Here is a 22,052-nt window from a genome sequence, read left to right as displayed (position 1 = left end):
TCATGCACGCTCTACAAGCCAAGATCCTCGACCCACGCATCGGCAGCGAATTCCCTCTGCCGCAATACGCCACACCAGGCTCCGCCGGCCTCGACCTGCGGGCGATGCTCAAGCAGGACACAATCCTGGAGCCGGGCCAGACCTTGCTGATCCCCACCGGCCTGTCGGTCTACATCGGCGACCCAGGCCTGGCCGCCCTGATCCTGCCACGCTCGGGCCTGGGCCATAAGCACGGCATCGTGCTGGGCAACCTCGTCGGCCTGATCGACTCCGATTACCAGGGCGAGCTGATGGTGTCGTGCTGGAACCGCGGCCACACCACCTTCAACATCGCCGTGGGCGAGCGCATTGCCCAGTTGGTGCTGGTGCCGGTGGTCCAGGCCCACTTCGAACTGGTGGACGAGTTCGACGAAAGCCAGCGCGGCGCGGGTGGTTTTGGGCATTCCGGCAGTCATTGATTCGGGTACCAGGCCGGGTTTTCTGCCCGGCCCGTTTGTTAAGCTTCTGTTTCAGGACGAAAAAATGCGCACAGGCTGGCGGCGAGCTTTCCCAACAGGAATCAAGGTATTAGGCGAGTGAATCGAAGGTAACGCTGTCTCATGGCACTTTCACAGCACGAACTCTCTGTCGAAAACGCCGTCATACCCTTCAGCTTGAGCCTGTCAGTGCATTTCACTGGCCTGTCCAATCACCTTCCTGATAGAGCGCCCCACCCATGAACACCCCAGCCGCAATCGCCCCGATCTTCCCTGAGAGCATCTTCCGCGCCTACGACATCCGTGGCGTGGTACCGGAAACCCTCACCGCCGAAACCGCCTACTGGATCGGTCGCGCCATCGGTTCCCAGAGCCTGGCCCAGGGCGAACCGAACGTGTGCGTCGGCCGCGACGGTCGCTTGTCGGGCCCTGAGCTGGTCGCACAATTGATCAAGGGCATTGCCGACAGCGGCTGCCATGTCAGCGACGTGGGCCTGGTGCCGACTCCGGCGCTGTATTACGCCGCCAACGTGCTGGCCGGCAAATCCGGCGTGATGCTCACCGGCAGCCACAACCCGTCGAACTACAACGGCTTCAAGATCGTCATCGCCGGCGACACCCTCGCCAACGAGCAGATCCAGGCCCTTCACACCCGCCTCAAGACCAACGACCTGAGCAGCGGCAAAGGCAGCGTGACCAAGGTCGACATCCTGGAGCGCTACAACGACGAGATCGTCAAGGATGTGAAGCTCGCGCGGCGCCTGAAAGTGGTGGTCGACTGCGGCAACGGCGCGGCCGGCGTGATCGCCCCGCAACTGATCGAAGCCCTGAACTGCGAAGTCATCCCGCTGTTCTGCGACGTCGACGGCAACTTCCCTAACCACCATCCGGATCCGGGCAAGCTGGAGAACCTCGAAGACCTGATCGCCAAGGTCAAGGAAACCAACGCCGACCTGGGCCTGGCCTTCGACGGCGACGGCGACCGCGTCGGCGTGGTGACCGACACCGGCAGCGTGGTGTTCCCGGACCGCCTGCTGATGCTGTTCGCCAAGGACGTGGTGGCACGCAACCCCGATGCCGAGATCATTTTCGACGTCAAGTGCACCCGTCGCCTGGTGCCACTAATCAAGCAATACGGCGGTCGCCCATTGATGTGGAAAACCGGCCATTCGTTGATCAAGAAGAAGATGAAGCAGAGCGGCGCCCTGCTGGCTGGCGAGATGAGCGGCCACATCTTCTTCAAGGAGCGCTGGTTCGGTTTCGACGACGGCATCTACAGCGCCGCGCGTCTGCTGGAGATCCTCAGCAAGGAGAAATCAACGGCTGAAGAGTTGTTTGCGACCTTCCCGAACGATATTTCTACGCCGGAAATCAATATCCATGTGACCGAAGAGAGCAAATTCAGCATCATTGATGCACTGCACGACGCTCAATGGGGCGAAGGCGCCGAACTGACCACCATCGACGGTGTGCGGGTCGACTATCCCCATGGCTGGGGCCTGGTTCGCGCATCCAACACCACGCCGGTGCTGGTATTGCGCTTCGAGGCCGATAACGAGGCCGAACTGCAGCGCATCAAGGATGTGTTCCACACCCAACTCAAACGTGTTGCACCTGATCTTCAACTACCGTTTTGATTATTTGAAGCACTACCGGAGCCCTGAATGACCCTCGAACGCGAAGCCGCCGCCCATACCGCCAAGGTCCTGTCCGAAGCATTGCCTTACATCCGACGCTATGTCGGCAAGACCCTGGTGATCAAATACGGCGGCAACGCGATGGAAAGCGAGGAGCTGAAAACCGGCTTCGCCCGCGACATCGTGCTGATGAAGGCCGTGGGCATCAACCCGGTGGTGGTGCATGGGGGTGGTCCGCAGATCGGTGACCTGCTCAAGCGCCTGTCCATTGAAAGCCACTTCATCGATGGCATGCGCGTGACCGACGCCCAGACCATGGACGTGGTGGAGATGGTCCTGGGCGGCCAGGTCAACAAGGACATCGTCAACCTGATCAACCGTCATGGCGGCAGCGCCATCGGCCTGACAGGCAAGGACGCCGAGCTGATCCGTGCGAAGAAACTCACCGTCAGCCGCCAGACACCCGAGATGACCCAACCGGAAATCATCGACATCGGTCATGTGGGCGAAGTGGTCGGTATCAACACCGACCTGCTCAACCTGCTGGTCAAGGGGGACTTCATCCCGGTGATCGCCCCTATCGGCGTGGGCGCCAACGGCGAGTCGTACAACATCAACGCCGACCTGGTGGCCGGCAAGGTGGCCGAAGCGCTGAAAGCCGAGAAGCTGATGCTGCTGACCAACATTGCCGGCCTGATGGACAAATCGGGCAAGGTACTGACCGGGTTGTCGACCCAACAGGTCGATGACCTGATCGCCGACGGCACCATCTACGGCGGCATGCTGCCGAAGATCCGCTGTGCGCTGGAAGCGGTACAGGGCGGCGTCGGCAGCTCGCTGATCATCGATGGCCGGGTGCCGAATGCGATCCTGCTGGAGATCTTCACCGACACCGGCGTGGGCACGTTGATCAGTAATCGCAAGCGTCCTTAAGCGATACCCATAAAAAAGACCCCGCTCAACCTGGTTGAGCGGGGTCTTTTTTACACCACTTTTCAGATGATGCTTTTGTGGCGAGGGAGCTTGCTCCCTCGCCACAGGAATCAAAAGCCTTCAGACACCGAACTGCGCCCGATAAGCCTCGACTGCCGGCAAATGCTGCTTGAGCTGTGGATCGTCGGCCAAAAACTCCAGGACCTGGGTCAGCGACACAATGCTGATCACCGGGATGCCGAAGTCGCGCTCCACTTCCTGGATCGCCGACAGCTCGCCGTTGCCGCGCTCCTGGCGGTTCAGGGCGATCAGCACGCCGGCGGCCTTGGCGCCTTCCTGGGAGCCGATGATCTGCATCACTTCGCGGATGGCGGTACCGGCGGTGATCACGTCGTCGATGATCAGCACTTCACCGGTCAGCGGTGCACCCACCAGGCTGCCGCCTTCGCCATGGGCCTTGGCTTCCTTGCGGTTGAAGCACCAGGGCAAGTCACGGCCGTGGTGTTCGGCCAGGGCGACCGCGGTGGTGGCGGCCAGCGGGATGCCTTTGTAGGCCGGGCCGAACAGCACGTCGAACGGGATGCCGCTCTCGACGATGGCCGCCGCATAGAACCGGCCCAGTTGCGCCAGGGCGGAACCGCTGTTGAACAGGCCGGCATTGAAGAAGTACGGGCTGGTGCGTCCGGACTTGAGGGTGAACTCACCGAAGCGCAAAACGCCGCGATCGATGGCAAAACGAATGAAATCGCGCTGATACGCCTGCATGAAAAAAGCCTCAAATACCGCGGATTTAGCTAAATAGGTAGACGGCGTGTATCATACACGCACGTGATTTTTGGGGCCATTTATGCGGATCATCAGTGTGAACGTCAATGGTATTCAGGCTGCAGTGGAGCGTGGTTTGCTCAGTTGGCTGCAAGCACAGAATGCCGACGTCATCTGCCTGCAGGACACCCGCGCCTCCGCCTTTGAACTGGACGATGCAGCCTTCCAACTGGATGGTTACTTCCTTTATGCCTGCGATGCCGAAGTCCCCGCCCAGGGTGGCGTGGCCTTGTATTCGCGGCTGCAACCGAAGGCTGTCATCAATGGTCTCGGTTTCGAGACGGCGGACCGCTACGGGCGCTACCTGCAAGCCGATTTCGACAAGGTCAGCATCGCGACCTTACTGCTCCCGTCGGGGCAGAACGGCGATGAAGATTTGAACCAGAAATTCAAGTTGATGGACGACTTCGCCCGTTACCTGGATAAACAGCGGCGCAAACGTCGCGAGTACATCTATTGTGGCTCGCTGTACGTGGCGCAGCAGAAGCTGGACATCAAGAACTGGCGCGACAGCCAGCAATCTCCTGGATTCCTGGCACCGGAACGGGCCTGGATGGACGAGATCGTCGGCAACATGGGCTATGTCGACGCCCTGCGCGAAGTCAGCCGCGAAGGCGACCAGTACAGCTGGTGGCCGGACAACGAACAAGCCGAGATGCTCAACCTCGGCTGGCGCTTCGACTACCAGTTGCTGACGCCTGGGCTGCGCCGCTTCGTACGCAGCGCCCGCCTGCCGCGCCAGCCACGGTTCTCGCAGCATGCGCCGCTGATCGTGGATTACGATTGGACGCTGACGATCTGAGCATCGTTGCGCAACGTGAAAAAAAACCGACAGCCAATGTCGGTTTTTTTTCGCCGTTGTTTTGCTCAGCGCTTTTGCAACGCCTCCAACCGCGCAGGCAAATCCTCCTCGGGAAAGCGTTGGTGCAGCTTGAGCAGCTCTTCATCGGCCTTCTTGCTGTCCCCCGCCTGACGCAAGCGCAGGATTTGCAACAAGCCCTGTTCCAACGATGGCTGGACAACGGCCGAACGCTTGCTCATCTTCGCCGCGGGCTCCTCCACCGCAGGTTGCTCGGCGCTCAATGAGCCTTGGAGCGTGTCGGCCTGAGGCTTGGTCGCGGTCATCGGCGCAGGCGCGGGCATGGCGATGGGCGCGGCTGGCGCAACGAGCGCCTCTTGCTGGCGGGCGGAAAATTCCATGGAGGCGGGCGAAGACAATTCGCCTTGGGGCACCGGCGAACGCACTACCAGGCCAATGACCAGCGCTAGCCCCGCCACTGAGGCGAATGCCATTTGCCAGCGCGGCCGTTGGCAGGCCCGCAGCCAGCGCTGCCACAAGCTCGGAGCAGGCGTCGGGGCTTCTCGGCGGGCGGTGGCCAGGATGAGGGCGTCCAGGGAAGCCGGCGGCTCACCGGCCGTGTGTTGACGGAAATGCTCGACCATCCCCTCGTCAGTGGGTTGCGAGGTCTGTCGGGAATCAATCATGCGGGTACCTCCTCGGCCAGCAGGCGTTGCAATTTCTGCTGGGCGTAACGCAAACGGCTTTTTACCGTTTCCAGTGGGGCGCCGGTCAAGGCAGCGATCTGCGCCAGGTCCAGGTCGCCGTGCAGGCGCAGCAGAAACACTTCCCGCTGGTCCTCGGGCAAGGCTTGCAACGCGGCCTCCAACCGGCCCTGATCGCGGCTCAGGCTCAACTGGCGCTCAGGACTGGTGGTCTCGTCGCACTGGACATGCAATTGCTCATCGTAAGGGTCGTGCAACGGGCTGTGGACGCCGTGTCGACGCCACTGGTCGATCAACCGATTGCGGGCAATCTGGAACAACCACGTACGAAAGCTCGCCCGTCCCTGTGGCTGCGTAGTGCTGCGGATCAAACTGAGCCACGTTTCCTGGAAAACTTCCTCGGCCAGTTCGGCTTTATTGCTCAACGACATGAGAAAATGGTAAAGCCCCTGGCGATGACGGGCGTACAGGGCTTCGAAAGAAGCCCCGTCGCCATCGCGATAGCGGGCTAGCAGCGATTCGTCGCTGAGGGTATCAAACGGCGCACGCATCTATTTGAGTACTCGAATTAACCGTACAGGCCACCAGTGCGAACTCCTTTCGCGGTCACGGTACTGGTTTCAGACTCTGTGCCAGCTCGACCAATTGCACGAACTCGGCGCGCAAGCCAAACGGGTCTTCGCCTCGAGCAGAACGGGCCAGGCCAGCGGTGTCACGCAAACTCAGGTTGCCAATGTAGCGTCCATCGCCCTTGAGCTGCTGGGCAAACGCGGCCACGGCAGCGGCAAAGCGCAGGTCATCACTGGCTTTGTCATTTTGCGCTGCTCTGACGATGGGGTGCTCGATCAAGCGGCTGCTACCGCCGGCGGCAGGCTTGTAGCGCACCCGCAACATCGCCAGCTCGCTGCTCTTGCCCTCCTGTTTTGGCGGGTTGGCATAGCGCAACGGCTCCAGCCAGCCTGGTTCGCCCTTCGGAACGATTTCATACAACGCCGTGACCGTATGCCCGGCACCAATCTCACCCGCATCGACCTTGTCATTGTTGAAATCCTCACGCTTGAGCGCACGGTTCTCATACCCCAACAGGCGATATTCGCTGACCTGGGCAGGATTGAATTCCACTTGCAACTTCACATCCCGCGCCACCACCGCCAGGGTGGAGCTGAGCTGGTCCACCAACACCTTGCGCGCTTCGAGCAGGTTGTCGATGTAGGCATAGTTGCCATCCCCGGCGTCGGCCAGTTGCTCCATGAGGTGTTCATTGTAGTTGTCCACGCCAAAGCCCAGCGTCGTCAGCGAGACCCCGCTTTTACGTTGTTCCACGGCCATCTGCTTGAGGCTGTCGAAATCGCTGACGCCGACGTTGAAGTCGCCATCGGTGGCCAGCAGGATGCGATTGATGCCCTTGTCGATAAAACTTTCCCGCGCCATCCGATAGGCCAGTTCGATGCCCGAGGCCCCTGCGGTGCTGCCGCCGGCGTCCAATTGATCGATGGCGTTGCGGATCGTCGCTTTGTCGCGGCCCGAAGTGGGCTTGAGCACCACCCGCGATTCGCCGGCATACACCACCAGCGACACCCGGTCCTGGTCGCGCAACTGATCCACCAGCAGCTTCAAGGTGCTCTTGACCAGCGGCAGGCCTTCACGGCGGTCCATGGAGCCGGACACATCCACCAGGAACACCAGGTTGGCGGGCGCCAGTTCCGCCACGGCGCGGTCAGACGCCTTGATGCCAATGCGCAACAAGCGGGTATGGGGATTCCACGGCGACGGGGCCACTTCGGTGGTCACTCCAAAAGGTGAACCGTCGGTGGGCAAGGTGTAGGCGTAAGGAAAGTAATTGACCATTTCCTCCAGTCGCACGGCACCTTCGGGCGGCAGGCTACCTTGATTGAGGAAACGTCGTACGTTGACGTAGCTACCCGTATCGACATCCACGCTGAAGGTCGAGACTGGCGTTTCCATCACGCTATGGATCGGATTGTCGGGCAGCTTTTCATATTGCTCGCGCGGCTCGCTGCGGTAGTCCATGGCCGGGGCATCGCTCACCACCATCGGTGACGGCGCCACGCTGCGCTTGGCCATGGATGGCTCATAGGCGACTTCGCCTATCAGGGCCGAGCTGGGAGACGCCACGTCGGCAGGCTTGGCGACCTCCCGGGACGAAGACAGCCCGCAGCCGGCCAGCGTCACCAGCAAGGTCACGGCGAAACCCTGGGCAGCAGGACGCAGGAATGGAAGAGGACGGGACATGGGCTGAACCTCGAAAGTGGAAGTTTCGTTCACTGGGTCAGACGCAAGGCATCCATGATTCGGGTTAACGGCCGGAATTTTTTTTTGCGGGATGCTTCAAAAGCAGAACCGGACCAACCCTGGCGGGCCGGTCGGGTTACTGCGGTGGCATTCATTGGAACCGTGTCGACTAGCGGGATTGGCTGGCCCAAGCGTATTTATCTGATCAAGTCAGGCCGCGTGGTCTTGAGCATCGCTTCGGTGACGTTGCCTTGGACTGAGCACGTCAACATGCCCTTGCTGGTCTTGGCCAAATCCCCGGGACCCGGCTCCACCATCAATATCCGTTCCGCCGTGTCGGTCACCAGCTTGCCTGCGGTGCTATCACCCTTTTCGGACACCCAGGCGGACTGTTTGTGGGACCAGATCTGGGCACGGGCATAAATCCCGTTGGTTTTTTCCAGATCGGCACCGGTGACTTTCTGAAAATGGGCAAAGAGTTCGTCAGGGCTCTGTTGCGTGTAGAAACCCCAGTTGATGACGCGAGAGCCCATCAGATCGACATCCTCGGCAAAAAAACCGGTCAGGGAAATACCGTCGACAACCACAGGTTTGTCGAAAACCCAGCGCTGGCCCAAATCGGTTTTAGTACCACCACTGAGTTTGATCTGCCCGTTTTCGAGTTGACTGGAAACGCGCTCCTTGAGCGCAGGCTGGCTAACAACTGCCAAGGAGCTTGCATCACAAGCGACAAAATTTTCGAATGAAGGCGTTGCGGCGTATGTGCTGGCGCAGGTGACGAGAGCAGCAATCGGTACGAGTAACTGACGCAGTTCCATGGACTATTCCTTGAGTCAAAGCCGGTATCAAACAGTGCAGGACAAAGGGGTTTAGGCCCCGCACAGCGCAGACATTGTATCGATCGGGCCATTTAAAGCCACTGGCGATGCCGGGTGCCGCCGTTGATCAGGCCAGCGTAGAACATGGCGCTGGTGAGCAAGGCGGGCCGGTCGGGTTACGGCAGTGGCATTCATTGGAGCGGCGTCGACTAGCGGGACGGAATGGCCCGTAGGTCATCAGAGATGAAGCGGCTCAACACGCTGGTGTAAAACTCTTCGACTTCGGAGTTGCCCTTGTTCGTCAAGGCACCGGCCAGGCTTCGCATGTTCTGAAATTGCCCGACCGCGCCGCCGGGCCTCAGCCCCTCGCGGGCCTGGGCGAAGTGCAACACCTCGGCACCGCCCTTTTTCACCTTGACCTGATAACTGTAGTCGACACTGGCAAGCAGCGTACCGTCGGCAACGATCTTGCTCATGAGGCCACCGTGAGTGTCCTGGATACGGCGTGTGTAGACACTGTTCACGTCCAGGAGATAATCGGCGGTTTCCTTGCTGGAAGCATAGCGATTGTCTTCGCTCAGGCGACCGATCAGATCGGTATGCAACTGCTCACGGACCTTTTCGTCGGGCAGGAAGCGTTCGTTTTTACCGACGACCTCGACGTTGAACGTGTCGATCCAATAAGTAGCGGTCTTTGGGATCGTGACCGGTGTGGGGGAAATGTAGTAATCGGGTTTAGAGGCACAGCCTGCCAAAAGGCAGAAAGCCAGGATTGCAGCAAAAGCTCGCATGGATAAAGTCATCCTTGAAGAGGTAATGGGTAAAACGGTTGCATTCTACGGGGTTTGGAGAAGCTCACCAGCCGTTTCCTTGATGACGGTCCGCGCACAGGCGCACATGCTGGAGTTCTTGCGCGAGCGTCTTTGAAAAGCCGGACTACGACTCACACGCCAACGATGCTCGTGCAGCCTTCAGCTCCCGCCCCGGAAAATACAGCGCCGCCCCCACGCCCACCGCCCCCATCACCACGCAGTACCCCACGCAAACCCACGGGCTCCAAGGCACCAGTGCAATCAGCAGCAGCGGCGTCATGCTCGCCCACAACGCATAGGCGATGTTGTAGGTGAGCGAAATGCCGGACACGCGGATCTTCGGCGGGAACAGGCTGACCATCACCGAAGGCACCGCGCCGACCACACCGCAGCCGAGGCCGGCCACGGCATAGGCCAGGCCCAGCCAGGCGCCGCCGTTGATCAGGCTGGCGTAGAGCACGGCGATGCCCAGGGGCAGCAGCAGGCTATAGAGCAGGACAGTGCGCCAGGCGCCGATGCGATCGACGATGAGTCCGGCCAGGACGCAGCCGACGTTCAGGAACACAATGCCCAGGCTACTCAGGGCGAAAGTGTGGCCTGGGGTCATGCCGAAGCTTTTCTGCATCACGGTGGGGGTGATGACCACGAACACCACCACGGCGCTGGTCAGCACGCAGGTGAGAATGGCGGCCGGCAGCAAGGCGGGCCGGTGATCGCGCAGGACCGTGCGCAGCGGCAGCTCCGCCGCACCTTCGCGGTTGGCTTGCAAGGCCATGAAGATCGGCGTCTCGCTCAGCCAACGGCGCAACCAGACGCCGATCACACCGAACACCCCGCCCAGGAGGAACGGCAAGCGCCAGGCGTAATCGAGGATTTCCGTCGGTGTGTAGATCCGCGCCAGCGCCGTTGCGGTCAAGGCGCCGAGCAGGTAGCCAAAGGTCAGGCCGGCCTGGAGAAATCCCAAGGCATAGCCGCGGTGCTTTAGCGGCGCATGTTCGGCCACGAACACCCAGGCACTCGGCACCTCTCCGCCCACCGCCGCGCCTTGCAGGATACGCAACGCCAGCAACAGCAACGGCGCGAAATAGCCAATTTGCGCATAGGTCGGCATCACCCCGATGAGCAGGCACGGCAAGGCCATCATCAGGATGCTCAGGCTGAACACCCGCTTGCGTCCCAGGCGATCGGCGAAGTGCGCCATGAGGATGCCGCCCAGCGGCCGGGCCAGGTAGCCCGTGGCGAATATCCCGAAGCTTTGCAGCAAACGCAGCCAATCGGGCATTTCCGGTGGGAAGAACAGTTGACTGAGGGTCAGGGCGAAGAAGACGAAGATAATGAAATCGTAAATCTCCAGCGCCCCGCCGAGCGCAGCCAGGCCCAGGGTCTTGTAGTCAGACCGGCCGAATCGTTCCCCTGGTAGATGATGGGTGGCAGTCATGGGCAGGTTCGCGTCAGCGGTGATAGCGCCGCACTACGCTACTGTTGCGCAGTACGTGGCCGTTGATCTTTTCCATCAACTGGGCACGGGTAAGGCCAGCGGGCAGCGCTTCCGGCGGCAGGTCCAGGGCGAACAGCTGGATCAGGTAATGATGCGCGCTGTCGCCGATGGGCGGGCAAGGGCCGATGTAGCCGCGGGTGTTCTTGCTATTGATGCCACTCACGCCTTCCAGCGCGGGTTTGCTGCCCGCTCCCGTCGGGATCTGCCGGGTGGAGGCCTTGATGCCGTAGAGGATCCAGTGATCGACGCCCTGCCCCCGCTGGCCGTCCGGGTCCAACATGACGATGGCGTAGCTGAGGGTGCCCGGCGGGCCGGCATTCCAGCTCAAGGCCGGGGAAATGTTCTTGCCACCGCAATTGTTCGCATCGCTGGCGGCCGCCGCGGTGAACAGTCGGTCGTCCGACACACCGGGAATGCTGAGGGTGAAACGCTCCTCGGCCTGGGCAACCCCTTGTGTGCACAGCACGAAGGCAACAGCAGCCAACCAGGGGGAGAGAGTGTTCAATCGAGTCATACCGGGCACCTTATGCGGATCAGGCCATGGATGGCCTGCGAACTATAGCCGCAGTGCCGGCCCGGTTGCAGTGACAATTAGTGAAACTCGTTGTACTCCTTCGACTCCAATGAGAAACGCCTGCTGGAGATGCACCATGTCCCTGCATCTGGTCGCCCGCTTCGCCGAGGTGCGCGAGGACCGCGGCCTCGAAGTGAAAATCAACGACACTCCCCTTCTGCTGCTGCGCGCGGGCGATCAAGTCCGCGCCTTCCAGGGCCGCTGCCCGCACGCTGGCGCGCCACTGGCCAAGGGGGCGGTTTGCCACGGACGGTTGATCTGCCCTTGGCACAAGGCGGCGTTCCGAGCCGAAGACGGCGCCCTGTGCGAGCCGCCTGCGCTCGACAGCCTGGCGCGTTACCACGTAGAGGTTCGGGAAGGTGGCATCTGGGTTGATGATCAGCCGTTGCCCGCCGAAAAAGTCCCGCCCGCCGATGATCCACGCACGTTCGTCATCATCGGAGCCGGAGCGGCTGGCACGGCTTGTGCGGCGGCGTTGCGCGAGAAAGGCTTTGGCGGACGGATCCAGATGATCGACCGCGAAGCAGCGGCCGGGTATGACCGAACCGTGCTGAGCAAATACGTGCTGGCCGGTGACATGACCGTCGACGAGACCTCGCCGCTGCGCGATGAAACGTATTACACCCAGCAACGCATCGAACGGATCCATGGCGAAGTCACACGCCTGGACGCCGTCGCACGCAAGATCTGGCTCGCCGATGGCCAGTGCCTGGGCTATGACGCCGCTCTGATCGCCACAGGTGCGACGCCCAAGACCCTGGATCTACCCGGCAGCGATTTGCCGCAAGTCTTTGTGCTGCGCACCATCGATCACACCCGACGGATCCTCGACAGTGCCCGGCCAGCGCAACGAGCAGTGATTATCGGCGACAGCTTCATCGGCATGGAAGTCGCCTCGTCGTTGCGTAAACGTGGACTGGAGGTCACCGTCCTGGCCCGGCATCCCGTACCCTTCGCCGCGCAGTTGGGTGAAAGCGTGGGCAAGGCGATCCTGGCCCGGCATCAGGCCAACGGCGTGATTTATCGCACCGACGGCGAAGCGGCGCGGATCGAAGGAGCCGGCCAGGTGCAAGCCGTGGTACTGGATAATGGCCAGCGCGTTGCGGCGGACCTGGTGATTGTCGGTATCGGTGTGCGCCCGGCCACCGAGCCCTTTGCCAACCTGCCACGGGAAACCGACCAATCACTGACCGTCGACGCCGGCATGCGCGTAGTCGACGGGTTATGGGCGGTGGGGGATATCGCGACTTTCCCCCTCAGTGGCCAGCCCCGGCGCATCGAACATTGGCGCCTGGCCCAGCAACAGGCGCGCATCGCCGCCGCGAACATGCTCGGCGGTGACGAACACTATCTGGACGTGCCGTTTTTCTGGACCTATCACTTCGGCAAACGCTACGACTACCTTGGCCACGCCGAGCGCTGGGATGAGTTGGAATTCAAGGGCACGCCCGAACAGCCGCCCTTCATCGCCCTGCTGGGCAACGACGGACTCGTTGTCGCAGCCGTGGCCTGCGATGAAGGCCGGGCCATGGCGGCATTGGCCCAGCGCATGAAACAACCGTTGCCAGTGGACGAAGCATGGCGGCTGATCCGGGACTTCAGTGGATAACCTGCGGTCGCTCCCGTGGCGCGAGGGGCGGCGGTTGCAAGTCGGGGCTGAGCCAATGGAAGTGCGGCACGACGTGGCTGATGTCGCCGTCCTGATTGTTGTGGATGATCTTCGAGCCTGGCTGGCGCAAGGTGCCGAGGCGCTCGTCGGTCAACTTGAAACTGGCGCTCAAGCCCTGGTCATCCACCACCGGTGCCGGCAGTCGACGTTGGGCGAAGCTGCGGCTCTTGCGTTGCTGATAACGCGCCCAACTGATCAACAGCACCGCGTTGACCAAGGCGATCCAACCGTAGATCTGCAACGTCCCCAGGGTGTCGAACAACGACCCGCCCAAGCGCGGGCCGGCCTGGCTAGCAAACAACGGCCACAGGCCATTGACCAGCAGATAGAGCAGGCCTACCCAGGCCAGTACGGTGAAGAACGCATCGATGACCACCAGAAAAGGCCGTTGCCGGGTCCTGATAATTTTCATCGGATCACTTCCTCTTCCTGATCATCGAACGGCTTGATACCGCGATCCGGGCTGATCCAGCGCGCACGCTGCTGATGCCGCCCGAACAGCACTTTTGGAAAGCTCACCAGGGTGGTGAACAGGCTGATCAACCAGAACACCAACGGATACCAGACCACCCAGAACATGATGTGCCACAGGCCTTTTTCGTAGCGGCGGTCGATCAGGATACTCACCGCGAACTGCAACAGGCACACCACCGCCAGCAACAACCCGGTAAAGGCCGGCGGCATCAGGTGGTCCACGGCAATGGCCGCCGGCATCTCGACGAATTTTCCCGCGCCCCAGAAAATCACCGACAGCAGGAAGGTGAACGCCCAACCGGTGGACAGGCAGTATTCGAACAGCAGCGGCCACAGGTAGCGGTGGCGGTATTGCCAGATGCCACGGATGTTCTTGAACAACACCTCGGCACCACCCTGGGCCCAGCGCAGCCGTTGCCGCCAGAGGCCGCGCAGGGTTTCGGGCATGAGAATCCAGCACAGCGCGCGCGGCTCGTAGAAGATGCTCCAGTGATCGAGCTGCAGTTTCCAACTGATGTCGATGTCTTCGGTGATCATGTCCGGGCTCCAGTAGCCGACCCGGTGCAGGGCGGTGCGACGGAACGCGACGATCACGCCGGAGACCGTGAAGATTCGCCCGAAGACCCGCTGGGTGCGCTTGATCAGGCCGATGATCGAAGAGAACTCACCGACCTGGACCCGGCCCACCAGGGTCGAACGGGTACGGATGCGCGGGTTGCCGGTCACCGCGCCGAGGCGGGCGTTGTCCAGCATCGGCGCCACCAGATAGGCGCAAGTGTTGGGCGCCAGCAAGGCGTCGCCGTCGATGCACACCAGGTACTCACTGCGCGCCGCGATGGCCCCCATGCGCAGCGCCACGGCCTTGCCCTGGTTTTCCGCCAGGTGCAGCACCCGCAAGCGCGGGTCTTGCGTCGCCAGTTGGTCAAGCATCTGGGCGGTGTTGTCTTTCGAACCGTCGTTGATGGCGATGACTTCGATGTTCGGGTAATGCTGGCCCAGCGCCGCGTGAATGGTATCGGCGACGTTATCGCCTTCGTTGAAGCACGGGATCAGGATGCTGATCAGCGGTTCGCCAGCCAGGGGCGGTGGCAGCGTGTCCTCCTTCCAGGGCCAGTGACGCTCCCAATGCAGCCAGAAATACAGGCCGCCGGCGATCCACAGCCCGGACATGAACAACGGGTAGAAGAACACGAAGTCCATCAGGAATTGCCCGGTGGCCAGGAAGATCAGGCCCAGGGGCACCCCCAGGACGATCGCCAGCACCAGCAGTGCGAGCAGTCTGTCAAACATGTCAAGGATTCCACTTGTTGGAGAGCGCCGGCCGCACGTTTTTCACGGGGGGCTGGTCTTCGATGAAGTTGTCGGGGTAGTAGCCGAAACTGGTCACGCCCTGGCGCTTGAGGCGCCCCATCCAGTCGGCCAGCCATTCGCCGTCGATGTCGGTCGCCGGTCGGCTGTCCCAGTCACGGGCCTGTAGTTCGAACACCATGCGTTTGAGGGCGCCGGGCCGGGACTTGACGGTCTGGACCAGGCGTTCCAGCCACGGCCCGGATTGCGCGAGGGTCTGTTTTTCCATCAACGGCATGGCCATCGGGGCGGTCCAGTCATAGGCGCCGAGGAAATCGTCGAGGTTCTGGGCGAACCAGGTTTCGCTTTCAGGATTGAGCATCGGTTCGGCAAAGATATTGCGCGCCGTGCGCACCTGCGGGCCGCGGATCGCCCGGACCTTGGCGGTCAGCTCAGCGGTGAAGTCGATCAGGTAACGGCTCTTGAAGCGGGTCCAGCGCTGCATCGCTGCCGGATCGTCGCGCAGGGCGGCGATGGACGTCGGCAAGCCGTTGGCGGCATAGACCTTCAGGGCGGCGGGGCCGGCATCCTCGAAATCCGAGAACACCGCGTCATCATGGTAGAGCACACCGTCCACCGAGCTCATCCGCGCCATGTCTTCGTAGATCTCACCGATGACCTTGCGCACGTTCGGGTCGAACGGCGACAAGCGCACGTACTGGTCCGGGGCTACGCCGGTCTTGCCGGTTTGCGGATCCCAGCGCTGGACCCGCGACAGCTTCGCGTCGAGGGCGAAACTGAGCACCGGCATCCAGGCATAGACCTTGGCGTTGGCGCGGGTGCGCAATTGCCAGGCAACCCGGTCGAACAGGTCGGCCCGTACCGGCAAGTGACGGTTGGCGAAGTACAGCGAATGCACCAGGCCGTCGCCTTTCGGATCGGCGAACGCTTGCAGGAACACGGTGTTGGCGCCCAGGTCAGAAATGCGCTGGACCAGCTTGCCGACATTGGCCTCCTGCTGCGCCGGATCCGGGTCGTAGACATAGTCCAGGTCGACATGCACCACGCGCATCGGCTCGATCGTCTGCACCGACACCATGCTTTCGGCAAAATGAGCCCCGTCCGGATCGGACGCCACCAGGAACCGTGGGCCGTCCATCAGGTTATCGAGGCTGTCGAGGCCGTCCTCCAGGGTCAGGGCCATTTGGTAGCCCTCGCTTCCGATCACCTGCAACGCGGTGCCGTCGGCTTCCCCGTATGGCCAGACCCAGATGCGCGGGTTGTAGCCCGCGACCTTGCGAATCTTCTCGGAAATGACCGCGACGTCCTTGCGCAGGCGCGCCTGGAAATCGGCTTCGGTTTCATAGCCGCCGGTGGCAGGGTCGTAGCGTCGGGTCGTCGCCGCCGGTTGTTGGTTGCCTTGCGGGTTGGCGAGTATGCCCTTGTGATTGGCGTCGGTGTGGGCGGCGATTTCCACCAGGCCCGATTTGGAAACCTCTCGGATCTGCTCCCAGGTCAGGAACTCGGAACGCTGGCGTGGCACCCCGGCGAAGTCCACTGTCTGGTTCTGCGGTGTGTCGACCCAACTGCCAACCGGGGCGAGGATCGCCGGCCAGTTATAGGCCCGCAGGATAGGCATGACGCGGGTATAGAAGCTCGAATAGCCGTCGTCGAAACTCAGCAGCACCGCACGCGGCGGCAGTTCCGGGCCGCCCTTGCGGGCGCTGATGATCTGATCCACCGTGACGGGCTGGTAATGGTTTTCCCGCAGCCACGCCAGTTGCTCGATCAGTCGTTCGGTACGCACGGCTACCAGCGCCTGGTCGGGGTCTCGGTCGTTGACATCGTGGTAGGCGATGCCCAGCACATGGTTCTTTGGCCACGGGGCGTCATTGGCCGCCAGCTGGCGCTGCGAGGGTGGCGTGAACGCCGGGGCCTGCTGGGCACAAGCGCTGATCAGCAAGACGCCCAGCAGAAGGATGAATCGCGAAATGACAGGCATCTTCAGACTCTTCTAGAAGCGGTAGGTGAGGTCGACTAGCAGGCGCAGGTCGCTTTCGCGATCGCCGTCGTAAGGGCGGTTCAACCAGCTCAACATGGCGCCGGCCTCGAACACATCGTTCCAGATGAACCGCTGGCCATAGCCGAGCAGTCCCATGGCGGCGGTGCTGTAGTCGCGCTGGCTGTAACTGCCGGCCCCGACCTGGAACTGCTGGCTCCAAGTGGTTTCGTAGCGGCGGTACAACACGTGGTTGGCGTTCACAGTCGGCATGACACTGAAGTCCGACTTGGGGTTGAAGTACGGCACTTCGTCAGAGCCGCTGTTACGACTGGCCGCCACATCCAGACCCAGCTCCATTTGCAGCTTCGGCGTGCTGTAGATCCCTTCGCGACCGGTCAGCTGGGTCTCGAGGCGGTTATTGCCGTCGCTGAAATGGGACGGGCTGACAGCCAGTCGCCACTCGCGACTTTCATTGGCGCGCCAGCGGACAAAACCGCTGCCGCCATTGGCACGGACTCCGCTGTTGAGGGCCCGCAGCGGGGTGTTGGCCGAGAGGTAATCCAGGCTGGCGCCGTACTGCCAGTGGTCATCGATATCGCGGGCCACGGCCAGGCGGGCGCCTTGTTTATCGCCGGAGCCATAGGCGTGATTGGAGACCTCGGCCTCCAGTGTCATGTCCCGGGTACGACGCTCCACACCCAGGCGCTGCCAACGGTGATGGCCGGTACCTTCTTCGAAATCACCGGTGGCGTAGCCAGCACCACCGAACAGCCGCCAGTCTTCGTCGATGGGCGGGCTGTAGAGCAGCGTTTCAATACCGAAATCCCGACTGCCGGTGACCGCACCAGCGTCCCCGTTACCACCGCCGAAACTCTTGCCGGTGTAGGCTTCGACGCGCAGTTCGGCCATGTCGTGCACGTCGCGTTGGCGTTGCAGACGTTTGACGTGGGCGTTTTCCGGATAGCGGGCGACCACGTCGTCGGTCAGGGCATCCATCTGCCGCCATTCCTGCAAGTCCATCGCGGCGCGGGCCTGGGCAATTTCCAGGTCACGGTTGCGCGCCAGTGTGGTCTCGACTTCCTTTAGCAGGTTTTCCGAACACCGCGGCCAATCCCGGGCCTGGTACAGATCGGCCTGGGCCAGGCGTATGCCGGTGTTGCCTGGGCCCTGATAGACCAAGCTATCCAGGCGCGCCTCGGCAGACGGCAGGTCGGCGCCATAAGTGCCGGCCTGGGCGGCGAGTTGCTGGGCATCCATCCATTCGTCGTTGGGGTTGCCGATCGGCAGGCCCTTGAGCTCGATGCGCGGGCGCTGGGATTTCGCCATGTCTTCGGCCAGCATGCGGGCCTCTTCAGACCGCTCACTTTCCAACAATGCGTAGTAGAGCGCCGTGCTGTCCTCGAAGCGCTCGGCAGGATCTGCATCAGGCGCGGCCAGGACGCGACGGTACAAATCGACGGCGATCTCCGGCTCTCGCTGCTCCAGGTAGGAAGAGGCCACCCAGCGCAGCGCGTAGGTCGGGATGCTCACGCCTTCGGCAATCAGCGTCTGGTATTGCGCAATGACCTCCGCGCGACGGGCACGGGCATTGAGGGCGCCCATGCGATCGATGCGCCAGCGCAGCACATCGTCATGGGCCTCCGCCACGGGGGTCCACGTGGCGAGCAACTTGTCGTAGTCGGCCAGGGCGCGATCGGCGATGACGAAGCGCTCCTGCTCGCTGCGGCTCGCCATGTCTGACAGGCGCACCCGCTCGGCCGCCACGTCGCCTTCCAGACGGCGCTGTACGCCCCGGTCGACTAGCCCCGGCTTGAGACGGGCCAGGCGCAAGGCCGGTTCTGGCAGTCGGGCATGTTGCAGGGCAATGATGTATTGCCGTGCGACTTCAGGTTGGTTGCCCGCGCGGAAAAACGCCTGATCATATTCAAACAGCGCCTCGTAGGGCTCATTAGCGCGCGTGAGGGCGTAGCCCAGGGCTAGTCTGGCCATCGGGTCTTCAGGCTTGGCGGCAACGAGCGCCTTGGCGCGGCTGACGGCTTCGTCGGGTAGTCCGGCATCCGCCTGGGTCAGCGCGAGACCGAGTTGCAGATCAAGGTTCTGAGCGTCCGCCCGTATGGCTTGGCGATACAGTGCAATTGCCGGATCCCAGCGCTTGAGGTTGCGATAGGCACGCGCCGCTGCCGACACGGCTGGTACCGGTAAATCACGAAAGCGGCCTTGGGTTTCGTAAACCTCTATCACCTCGGCGTCGAGGCCCGCCCAACTGGCGATCTGCAAGTGGTCACTGATTTGTGCGGTGCTTGCCTGCCCGACCGGCACCTGGCGCAACGTGTTCAACGCAGACGTGTAGTGGCCGGCCCGTGCATCCAGCACCATTTGGTCATAGGCGGTCTGGGCGCCAGCCAACGCAGGCCAACACAATTGACCGCACAGCACGATGCGAAACAACGGGCGCAAGCCACTTTGAATAAGAGGACCCACAGTACGCGGCATTCGTCAGCATCCTTACATGGCCAGCCGGGTCGCAGTGCCCCCTTGCCCATCAAACAGGAAGCCGGATCAAAAGAATCCGGCCAAGCTCTAATGGGTCTAGTTTTGCATCCCCTGGATAGTCATCTTCCAGAACGCCACAATTCTTCAGAATCGATACAGATTTCGCTGCTGGCTTTTCGACGGGCAAAAAAAACCGGTCCGTGCGTCATGCACGGGCCGGTTTCTTGGGTATTGCTCGAACGGATTATTGAATGGCGACGCCACCGCTAATCTTGTTCATTACAAACGTCGAGAACTCTTCGACTGTCATTTTCTGGCCGTTGAAGTCGATCTGATTGTTGGCGTAGTGCAAATTGGTCACGATGTCGTTGCCTTGCAGCACCGCCAGTTCAGAACCCACCGCCATGCTGCTGAACATGTCGCTGGCAGCGGTGGCTTGTTCGGCGATCATTTGAGCATCAGTCTGCCCTTCCATTTGCGCCTGCAGGGTCATCAGATCCACCAGCATCGGCTTGGAAACCTTCACCTTGAAATCCAGCAGGGCCAGCAACTGACGGCCCAACTCGTCAGGTGGCAGGTCCATCGATTGCGGTTTGGCCAGGTCCATCACCAGCGCCGCGCGGGTTTCACCGTTGGCGGTATTGAACGACAGGTTCTCCAACGCCACTTGCGGGGCAGCAGCCAGGATTTTTTCCAGGTCCGCCTTGACCTGGGCTTCCTCAGCTTCGGTCAGGTTCAACTCCGGTGCCGGCTCGCCTGCTTCAGCAGCCTCGGCAGATGCTTTTTCGTAAGGTTGCAGCTTGGTCTGGTAGAGCTGTACCAAGGACATCGTGGCCGGAATGTCCAGGTTCTTCACGCTGACCGCCATCTGTGCCGCACCGATGGTCTTGTCGTTGAAGGACAACTCACCGATCTTGTAATCGGCACGTCCCGAAGCGCTCGTACCGTTCTCGGCACTGCTGTTCTTCATCTCGAAATTCTTCAGGTGCAGCACCGACTTCGGCTCACCGAAGCTGGCCTTGGTGTTGCTCAATAGCAGGCTGTTATCACCCATGTAATAGCCGTACGTGCTCTTGCTCAGGTTGCTGGCAAGGGTCAGGCCGTTCAACTCGACAAGCACCGGTGTCTGGTCTTCGGAGACGGTGGTCAGCTTGAAGCTGTCCATGTAGCCATCTGCCTTGATTTTCTGCGCCTGGGCGCTGGCGGCCAGGTCGATTTTCAGCCCCGAGAAGGTGAGCTGAGACTGTTCGTCCAACTTGACGTCCAGTGGCAACAGTTCGAAGGTGCCGTTGGTGGACTGGTCATAGCCCAGGTTGATCACGCCTTTGAGCGGCGATTTATCCTTGGCGGCGGCGAACCATTTCTCGGTCAGCGGGGTCTTTTCCAATTCGGAATGACTGGTCGCCATGACCGGCAGCCATTTGAACGACATCAGGCGAGAGAACGGCAGTGGACCGTGTTCGATGTTGTCGACGATCAGCAGTTCGACCGGTTCGCCACCGAACATCTCACCCTCGCCCTTGAAGCGGTAGTGGGCAGTACTGCTGAACATCCCACGGTCCAGGGAAACCAGCTCCACCGAAGCCGTACCATTGGAGCCGGTGAACGCCAGCTGCAGTTGCTTGTTATTTTCGGCGATAGCCGTGTTCAGCACGCCTTCGAGCTTCGTACCCGTGTACCAGGCGCCACCGGCACTGACCGCCCCGATAGCCACTACGATTCCCAGGAGTACGCTTGCTGATTTGTTCATGAGTGACCCGATCGATATCCATGGTTGAAAAAACTGTCGTCTTCCCTGACCCGCGAAGGGTGTGGCTCGACGCCGTGAAGTGGTGGGAGATTACCATCAGGCAGGCCAGCAGGCCCAATGTTTAAAGGGGGAAAAGCGTATTCTTGAGAGATGGTCTACGAATATTGAACTTCAATCTCGTCCAGTTGATGGTCGAAGGTCTTGAGACGGGCCGACCAGGTGTACACCAGCACTTCAAAGTCGCGATTGATCACTGCCGCGCCTGATGAGTCGGCGTGCGAATCGCAGTAATCCAACTGGTAACGTTCACGAGCCATCGCGTTCGCGACATCACACAATTCACGCGCGTTGCTGAGCCAATGCCAGCCGCCCTGGGTGACTTGCTTGTCCAAGGCTGCGCATTGAGTCTTCAGCGCTTCCAGGCTCTTTTCCAGGGGGGTGCCGGTAAGCTCACCCATCACTTCCTGAAACGTGCGACCAGGCTGCCAATAACTGCCCCAGAAATAACGGTCGAATACCGTCTCAACCCGACGTAGTGCAACCTTGGTGTCCCAAATCAGCACCAAGGTCTTGCCTTGTTCAAGCTGTCTTTTTTTGATGCGCTGGCCTTGAAGCGATGCCCAGGCCACGATTGCAATGGATATCACGCCGATCAACGCCGCCGCGCTATCGAGAAAGAGCAATGCCTTGTCAATCTGATGCGTAAGCATGACGCCATAGAAGTAGGTGGCCGACAGCAGTATCAGGGCCGCCACCGCGCACCAGAAGCCAGGAGCATAAGGGTTTTTCATTATTGGAATCCCCATGACCAGTGACCTTGTGGACTCCTTTTGACAGAGTCCTGACTATCAAAGCATAGCAACGGCCTCGGGGTTTGCCGGGGTGCCAGCCGCAATCAGAGGCGTGATCCGATTACCGGCCCAAAACGACAAAACCCCTACCTGCGTCAGCAGATAGGGGTTTCGGAATTCAATCTTGACGATGACCTACTCTCACATGGGGAAACCCCACACTACCATCGGCGATGCATCGTTTCACTTCTGAGTTC

General features: G+C 61.2%; 19 protein-coding genes, 1 rRNA gene and 1 pseudogene. 6 read left to right on the top strand and 15 right to left on the bottom strand.

Annotated elements, in window-relative coordinates; translation table 11 throughout:
* Positions 1-2 precede the first annotated feature (2 nt).
* From dut to argB, 3 genes and pseudogenes are all read left to right on the top strand, one after another.
* Positions 3-458, top strand: coding sequence for a dUTP diphosphatase (gene dut / locus N4Q37_RS09000; RefSeq protein ID WP_260957096.1), 456 nt, complete (start codon positions 3-5; stop codon positions 456-458).
* A gap of 251 nt (positions 459-709) precedes the next feature.
* Positions 710-2,113 (top strand): annotated as a pseudogene (locus N4Q37_RS08995) (phosphomannomutase/phosphoglucomutase); the annotation flags it as partial.
* 27 nt (positions 2,114-2,140) lie between these two features.
* A complete protein-coding gene (gene argB, locus N4Q37_RS08990; protein ID WP_260957095.1) occupies positions 2,141-3,046 on the top strand; it encodes an acetylglutamate kinase in 906 nt (301 codons plus the stop codon).
* Between the two features lie 120 nt (positions 3,047-3,166).
* Here argB and pyrE read toward each other — a convergent pair whose 3' ends face one another.
* A complete protein-coding gene (gene pyrE / locus N4Q37_RS08985; RefSeq protein WP_260957092.1) occupies positions 3,167-3,811 on the bottom strand; it encodes an orotate phosphoribosyltransferase in 645 nt (214 codons plus the stop codon).
* A gap of 82 nt (positions 3,812-3,893) precedes the next feature.
* Between pyrE and N4Q37_RS08980 the strand changes: the two genes are divergently transcribed.
* Positions 3,894-4,673 (top strand): exodeoxyribonuclease III, encoded by a 780-nt coding sequence (locus tag N4Q37_RS08980; RefSeq protein ID WP_003177265.1) that lies wholly within the window; start codon positions 3,894-3,896, stop codon positions 4,671-4,673.
* Positions 4,674-4,738: 65 nt separating this feature from the next.
* Here N4Q37_RS08980 and N4Q37_RS08975 read toward each other — a convergent pair whose 3' ends face one another.
* The 5 genes from N4Q37_RS08975 to N4Q37_RS08955 form a co-directional block, all read right to left on the bottom strand.
* The gene (locus N4Q37_RS08975) at positions 4,739-5,356 is read right to left on the bottom strand and encodes a hypothetical protein (RefSeq protein WP_260957089.1); all 618 of its coding nucleotides are present in this window, start codon (positions 5,354-5,356) and stop codon (positions 4,739-4,741) included.
* Positions 5,353-5,925, bottom strand: a complete 573-nt coding sequence (locus N4Q37_RS08970; RefSeq protein WP_260957087.1) for an RNA polymerase sigma factor — start codon at positions 5,923-5,925, stop codon at positions 5,353-5,355. Before N4Q37_RS08970 ends, N4Q37_RS08975 begins: the two co-directional genes overlap by 4 nt.
* A gap of 55 nt (positions 5,926-5,980) precedes the next feature.
* Positions 5,981-7,627: a vWA domain-containing protein gene (locus tag N4Q37_RS08965; RefSeq protein WP_260957085.1), complete on the bottom strand. Its 1,647-nt coding sequence runs from the start codon at positions 7,625-7,627 to the stop codon at positions 5,981-5,983.
* Positions 7,628-7,824: 197 nt separating this feature from the next.
* Positions 7,825-8,445 carry a hypothetical protein gene (locus N4Q37_RS08960; RefSeq protein ID WP_260957084.1) on the bottom strand — a complete coding sequence of 207 codons (621 nt, stop codon included), beginning with the start codon at positions 8,443-8,445 and terminating at the stop codon, positions 7,825-7,827.
* Positions 8,446-8,654: 209 nt separating this feature from the next.
* Entirely contained in the window at positions 8,655-9,236 is a 582-nt protein-coding gene (locus N4Q37_RS08955; protein WP_260957083.1) for a hypothetical protein, read from the bottom strand.
* Between N4Q37_RS08955 and N4Q37_RS08950 the strand changes: the two genes are divergently transcribed.
* Positions 9,235-9,372 (top strand): hypothetical protein, encoded by a 138-nt coding sequence (locus N4Q37_RS08950; protein WP_260957082.1) that lies wholly within the window; start codon positions 9,235-9,237, stop codon positions 9,370-9,372. The two genes, N4Q37_RS08955 and N4Q37_RS08950, sit on opposite strands and share 2 nt — an antisense overlap.
* 9 nt (positions 9,373-9,381) lie before the next feature.
* On the opposite strand, the gene N4Q37_RS08945 is transcribed toward N4Q37_RS08950, so the two are convergent.
* The gene (locus N4Q37_RS08945; protein ID WP_260957081.1) at positions 9,382-10,695 is read right to left on the bottom strand and encodes an MFS transporter; all 1,314 of its coding nucleotides are present in this window, start codon (positions 10,693-10,695) and stop codon (positions 9,382-9,384) included.
* A 13-nt stretch (positions 10,696-10,708) separates the two neighbouring features.
* Complete coding sequence (locus tag N4Q37_RS08940) at positions 10,709-11,269, bottom strand: YbhB/YbcL family Raf kinase inhibitor-like protein (protein WP_260957079.1); 561 nt, start codon at positions 11,267-11,269, stop codon at positions 10,709-10,711.
* A gap of 136 nt (positions 11,270-11,405) precedes the next feature.
* Between N4Q37_RS08940 and N4Q37_RS08935 the strand changes: the two genes are divergently transcribed.
* Positions 11,406-12,938, top strand: coding sequence for an apoptosis inducing factor family protein (locus N4Q37_RS08935; RefSeq protein ID WP_260957076.1), 1,533 nt, complete (start codon positions 11,406-11,408; stop codon positions 12,936-12,938).
* On the opposite strand, the gene pgaD is transcribed toward N4Q37_RS08935, so the two are convergent.
* The 7 genes from pgaD to rrf all read right to left on the bottom strand — a co-directional run.
* Positions 12,928-13,410 (bottom strand): poly-beta-1,6-N-acetyl-D-glucosamine biosynthesis protein PgaD, encoded by a 483-nt coding sequence (gene pgaD, locus N4Q37_RS08930; protein ID WP_260957074.1) that lies wholly within the window; start codon positions 13,408-13,410, stop codon positions 12,928-12,930. The two genes, N4Q37_RS08935 and pgaD, sit on opposite strands and share 11 nt — an antisense overlap.
* The gene (pgaC, locus tag N4Q37_RS08925) at positions 13,407-14,762 is read right to left on the bottom strand and encodes a poly-beta-1,6-N-acetyl-D-glucosamine synthase (protein WP_260957073.1); all 1,356 of its coding nucleotides are present in this window, start codon (positions 14,760-14,762) and stop codon (positions 13,407-13,409) included. Before pgaC ends, pgaD begins: the two co-directional genes overlap by 4 nt.
* Before the next feature lies 1 nt (position 14,763).
* Complete coding sequence (pgaB, locus tag N4Q37_RS08920) at positions 14,764-16,761, bottom strand: poly-beta-1,6-N-acetyl-D-glucosamine N-deacetylase PgaB (RefSeq protein WP_260957070.1); 1,998 nt, start codon at positions 16,759-16,761, stop codon at positions 14,764-14,766.
* Between the two features lie 12 nt (positions 16,762-16,773).
* A complete protein-coding gene (gene pgaA / locus N4Q37_RS08915; protein ID WP_260957068.1) occupies positions 16,774-19,254 on the bottom strand; it encodes a poly-beta-1,6 N-acetyl-D-glucosamine export porin PgaA in 2,481 nt (826 codons plus the stop codon).
* 244 nt (positions 19,255-19,498) lie between these two features.
* On the bottom strand, positions 19,499-21,004 hold the full coding sequence (locus tag N4Q37_RS08910; protein ID WP_260957067.1) for a YdgA family protein: 1,506 nt from the start codon (positions 21,002-21,004) through the stop codon (positions 19,499-19,501).
* 155 nt (positions 21,005-21,159) lie between these two features.
* Positions 21,160-21,795, bottom strand: a complete 636-nt coding sequence (locus tag N4Q37_RS08905; protein ID WP_260957065.1) for an NADH:ubiquinone oxidoreductase subunit N — start codon at positions 21,793-21,795, stop codon at positions 21,160-21,162.
* Positions 21,796-21,977: 182 nt separating this feature from the next.
* Positions 21,978-22,052, bottom strand: a 5S ribosomal RNA gene (gene rrf / locus N4Q37_RS28065); the annotation flags it as partial.

Source organism: Pseudomonas citri, from assembly GCF_025336485.1.
In the GTDB taxonomy this organism is placed as follows: Bacteria; Pseudomonadota; Gammaproteobacteria; order Pseudomonadales; family Pseudomonadaceae; genus Aquipseudomonas; species Aquipseudomonas citri.
The sequence above is the reverse complement of the archived record's forward strand: the minus strand, read 5'-3'. Positions and strand labels throughout refer to the sequence as shown.

Bases quoted from the DNA above. Each gene is read 5' to 3' on its own strand.
- dut (WP_260957096.1), top strand. From the start codon at position 3: ATGCACGCTCTACAAGCCAAGATCCTCGACCCACGCATCGGCAGCGAA.
- argB (WP_260957095.1), top strand. From the start codon at position 2,141: ATGACCCTCGAACGCGAAGCCGCCGCCCATACCGCCAAGGTCCTGTCC.
- pyrE (WP_260957092.1), bottom strand. From the start codon at position 3,811: ATGCAGGCGTATCAGCGCGATTTCATTCGTTTTGCCATCGATCGCGGC.
- N4Q37_RS08980 (WP_003177265.1), top strand. From the start codon at position 3,894: ATGCGGATCATCAGTGTGAACGTCAATGGTATTCAGGCTGCAGTGGAG.
- N4Q37_RS08975 (WP_260957089.1), bottom strand. From the start codon at position 5,356: ATGATTGATTCCCGACAGACCTCGCAACCCACTGACGAGGGGATGGTC.
- N4Q37_RS08970 (WP_260957087.1), bottom strand. From the start codon at position 5,925: ATGCGTGCGCCGTTTGATACCCTCAGCGACGAATCGCTGCTAGCCCGC.
- N4Q37_RS08965 (WP_260957085.1), bottom strand. From the start codon at position 7,627: ATGTCCCGTCCTCTTCCATTCCTGCGTCCTGCTGCCCAGGGTTTCGCC.
- N4Q37_RS08960 (WP_260957084.1), bottom strand. From the start codon at position 8,445: ATGGAACTGCGTCAGTTACTCGTACCGATTGCTGCTCTCGTCACCTGC.
- N4Q37_RS08950 (WP_260957082.1), top strand. From the start codon at position 9,235: ATGGATAAAGTCATCCTTGAAGAGGTAATGGGTAAAACGGTTGCATTC.
- N4Q37_RS08955 (WP_260957083.1), bottom strand. From the start codon at position 9,236: ATGCGAGCTTTTGCTGCAATCCTGGCTTTCTGCCTTTTGGCAGGCTGT.
- N4Q37_RS08945 (WP_260957081.1), bottom strand. From the start codon at position 10,695: ATGACTGCCACCCATCATCTACCAGGGGAACGATTCGGCCGGTCTGAC.
- N4Q37_RS08940 (WP_260957079.1), bottom strand. From the start codon at position 11,269: ATGACTCGATTGAACACTCTCTCCCCCTGGTTGGCTGCTGTTGCCTTC.
- N4Q37_RS08935 (WP_260957076.1), top strand. From the start codon at position 11,406: ATGTCCCTGCATCTGGTCGCCCGCTTCGCCGAGGTGCGCGAGGACCGC.
- pgaD (WP_260957074.1), bottom strand. From the start codon at position 13,410: ATGAAAATTATCAGGACCCGGCAACGGCCTTTTCTGGTGGTCATCGAT.
- pgaC (WP_260957073.1), bottom strand. From the start codon at position 14,762: ATGTTTGACAGACTGCTCGCACTGCTGGTGCTGGCGATCGTCCTGGGG.
- pgaB (WP_260957070.1), bottom strand. From the start codon at position 16,761: ATGCCTGTCATTTCGCGATTCATCCTTCTGCTGGGCGTCTTGCTGATC.
- pgaA (WP_260957068.1), bottom strand. From the start codon at position 19,254: ATGCCGCGTACTGTGGGTCCTCTTATTCAAAGTGGCTTGCGCCCGTTG.
- N4Q37_RS08910 (WP_260957067.1), bottom strand. From the start codon at position 21,004: ATGAACAAATCAGCAAGCGTACTCCTGGGAATCGTAGTGGCTATCGGG.
- N4Q37_RS08905 (WP_260957065.1), bottom strand. From the start codon at position 21,795: ATGAAAAACCCTTATGCTCCTGGCTTCTGGTGCGCGGTGGCGGCCCTG.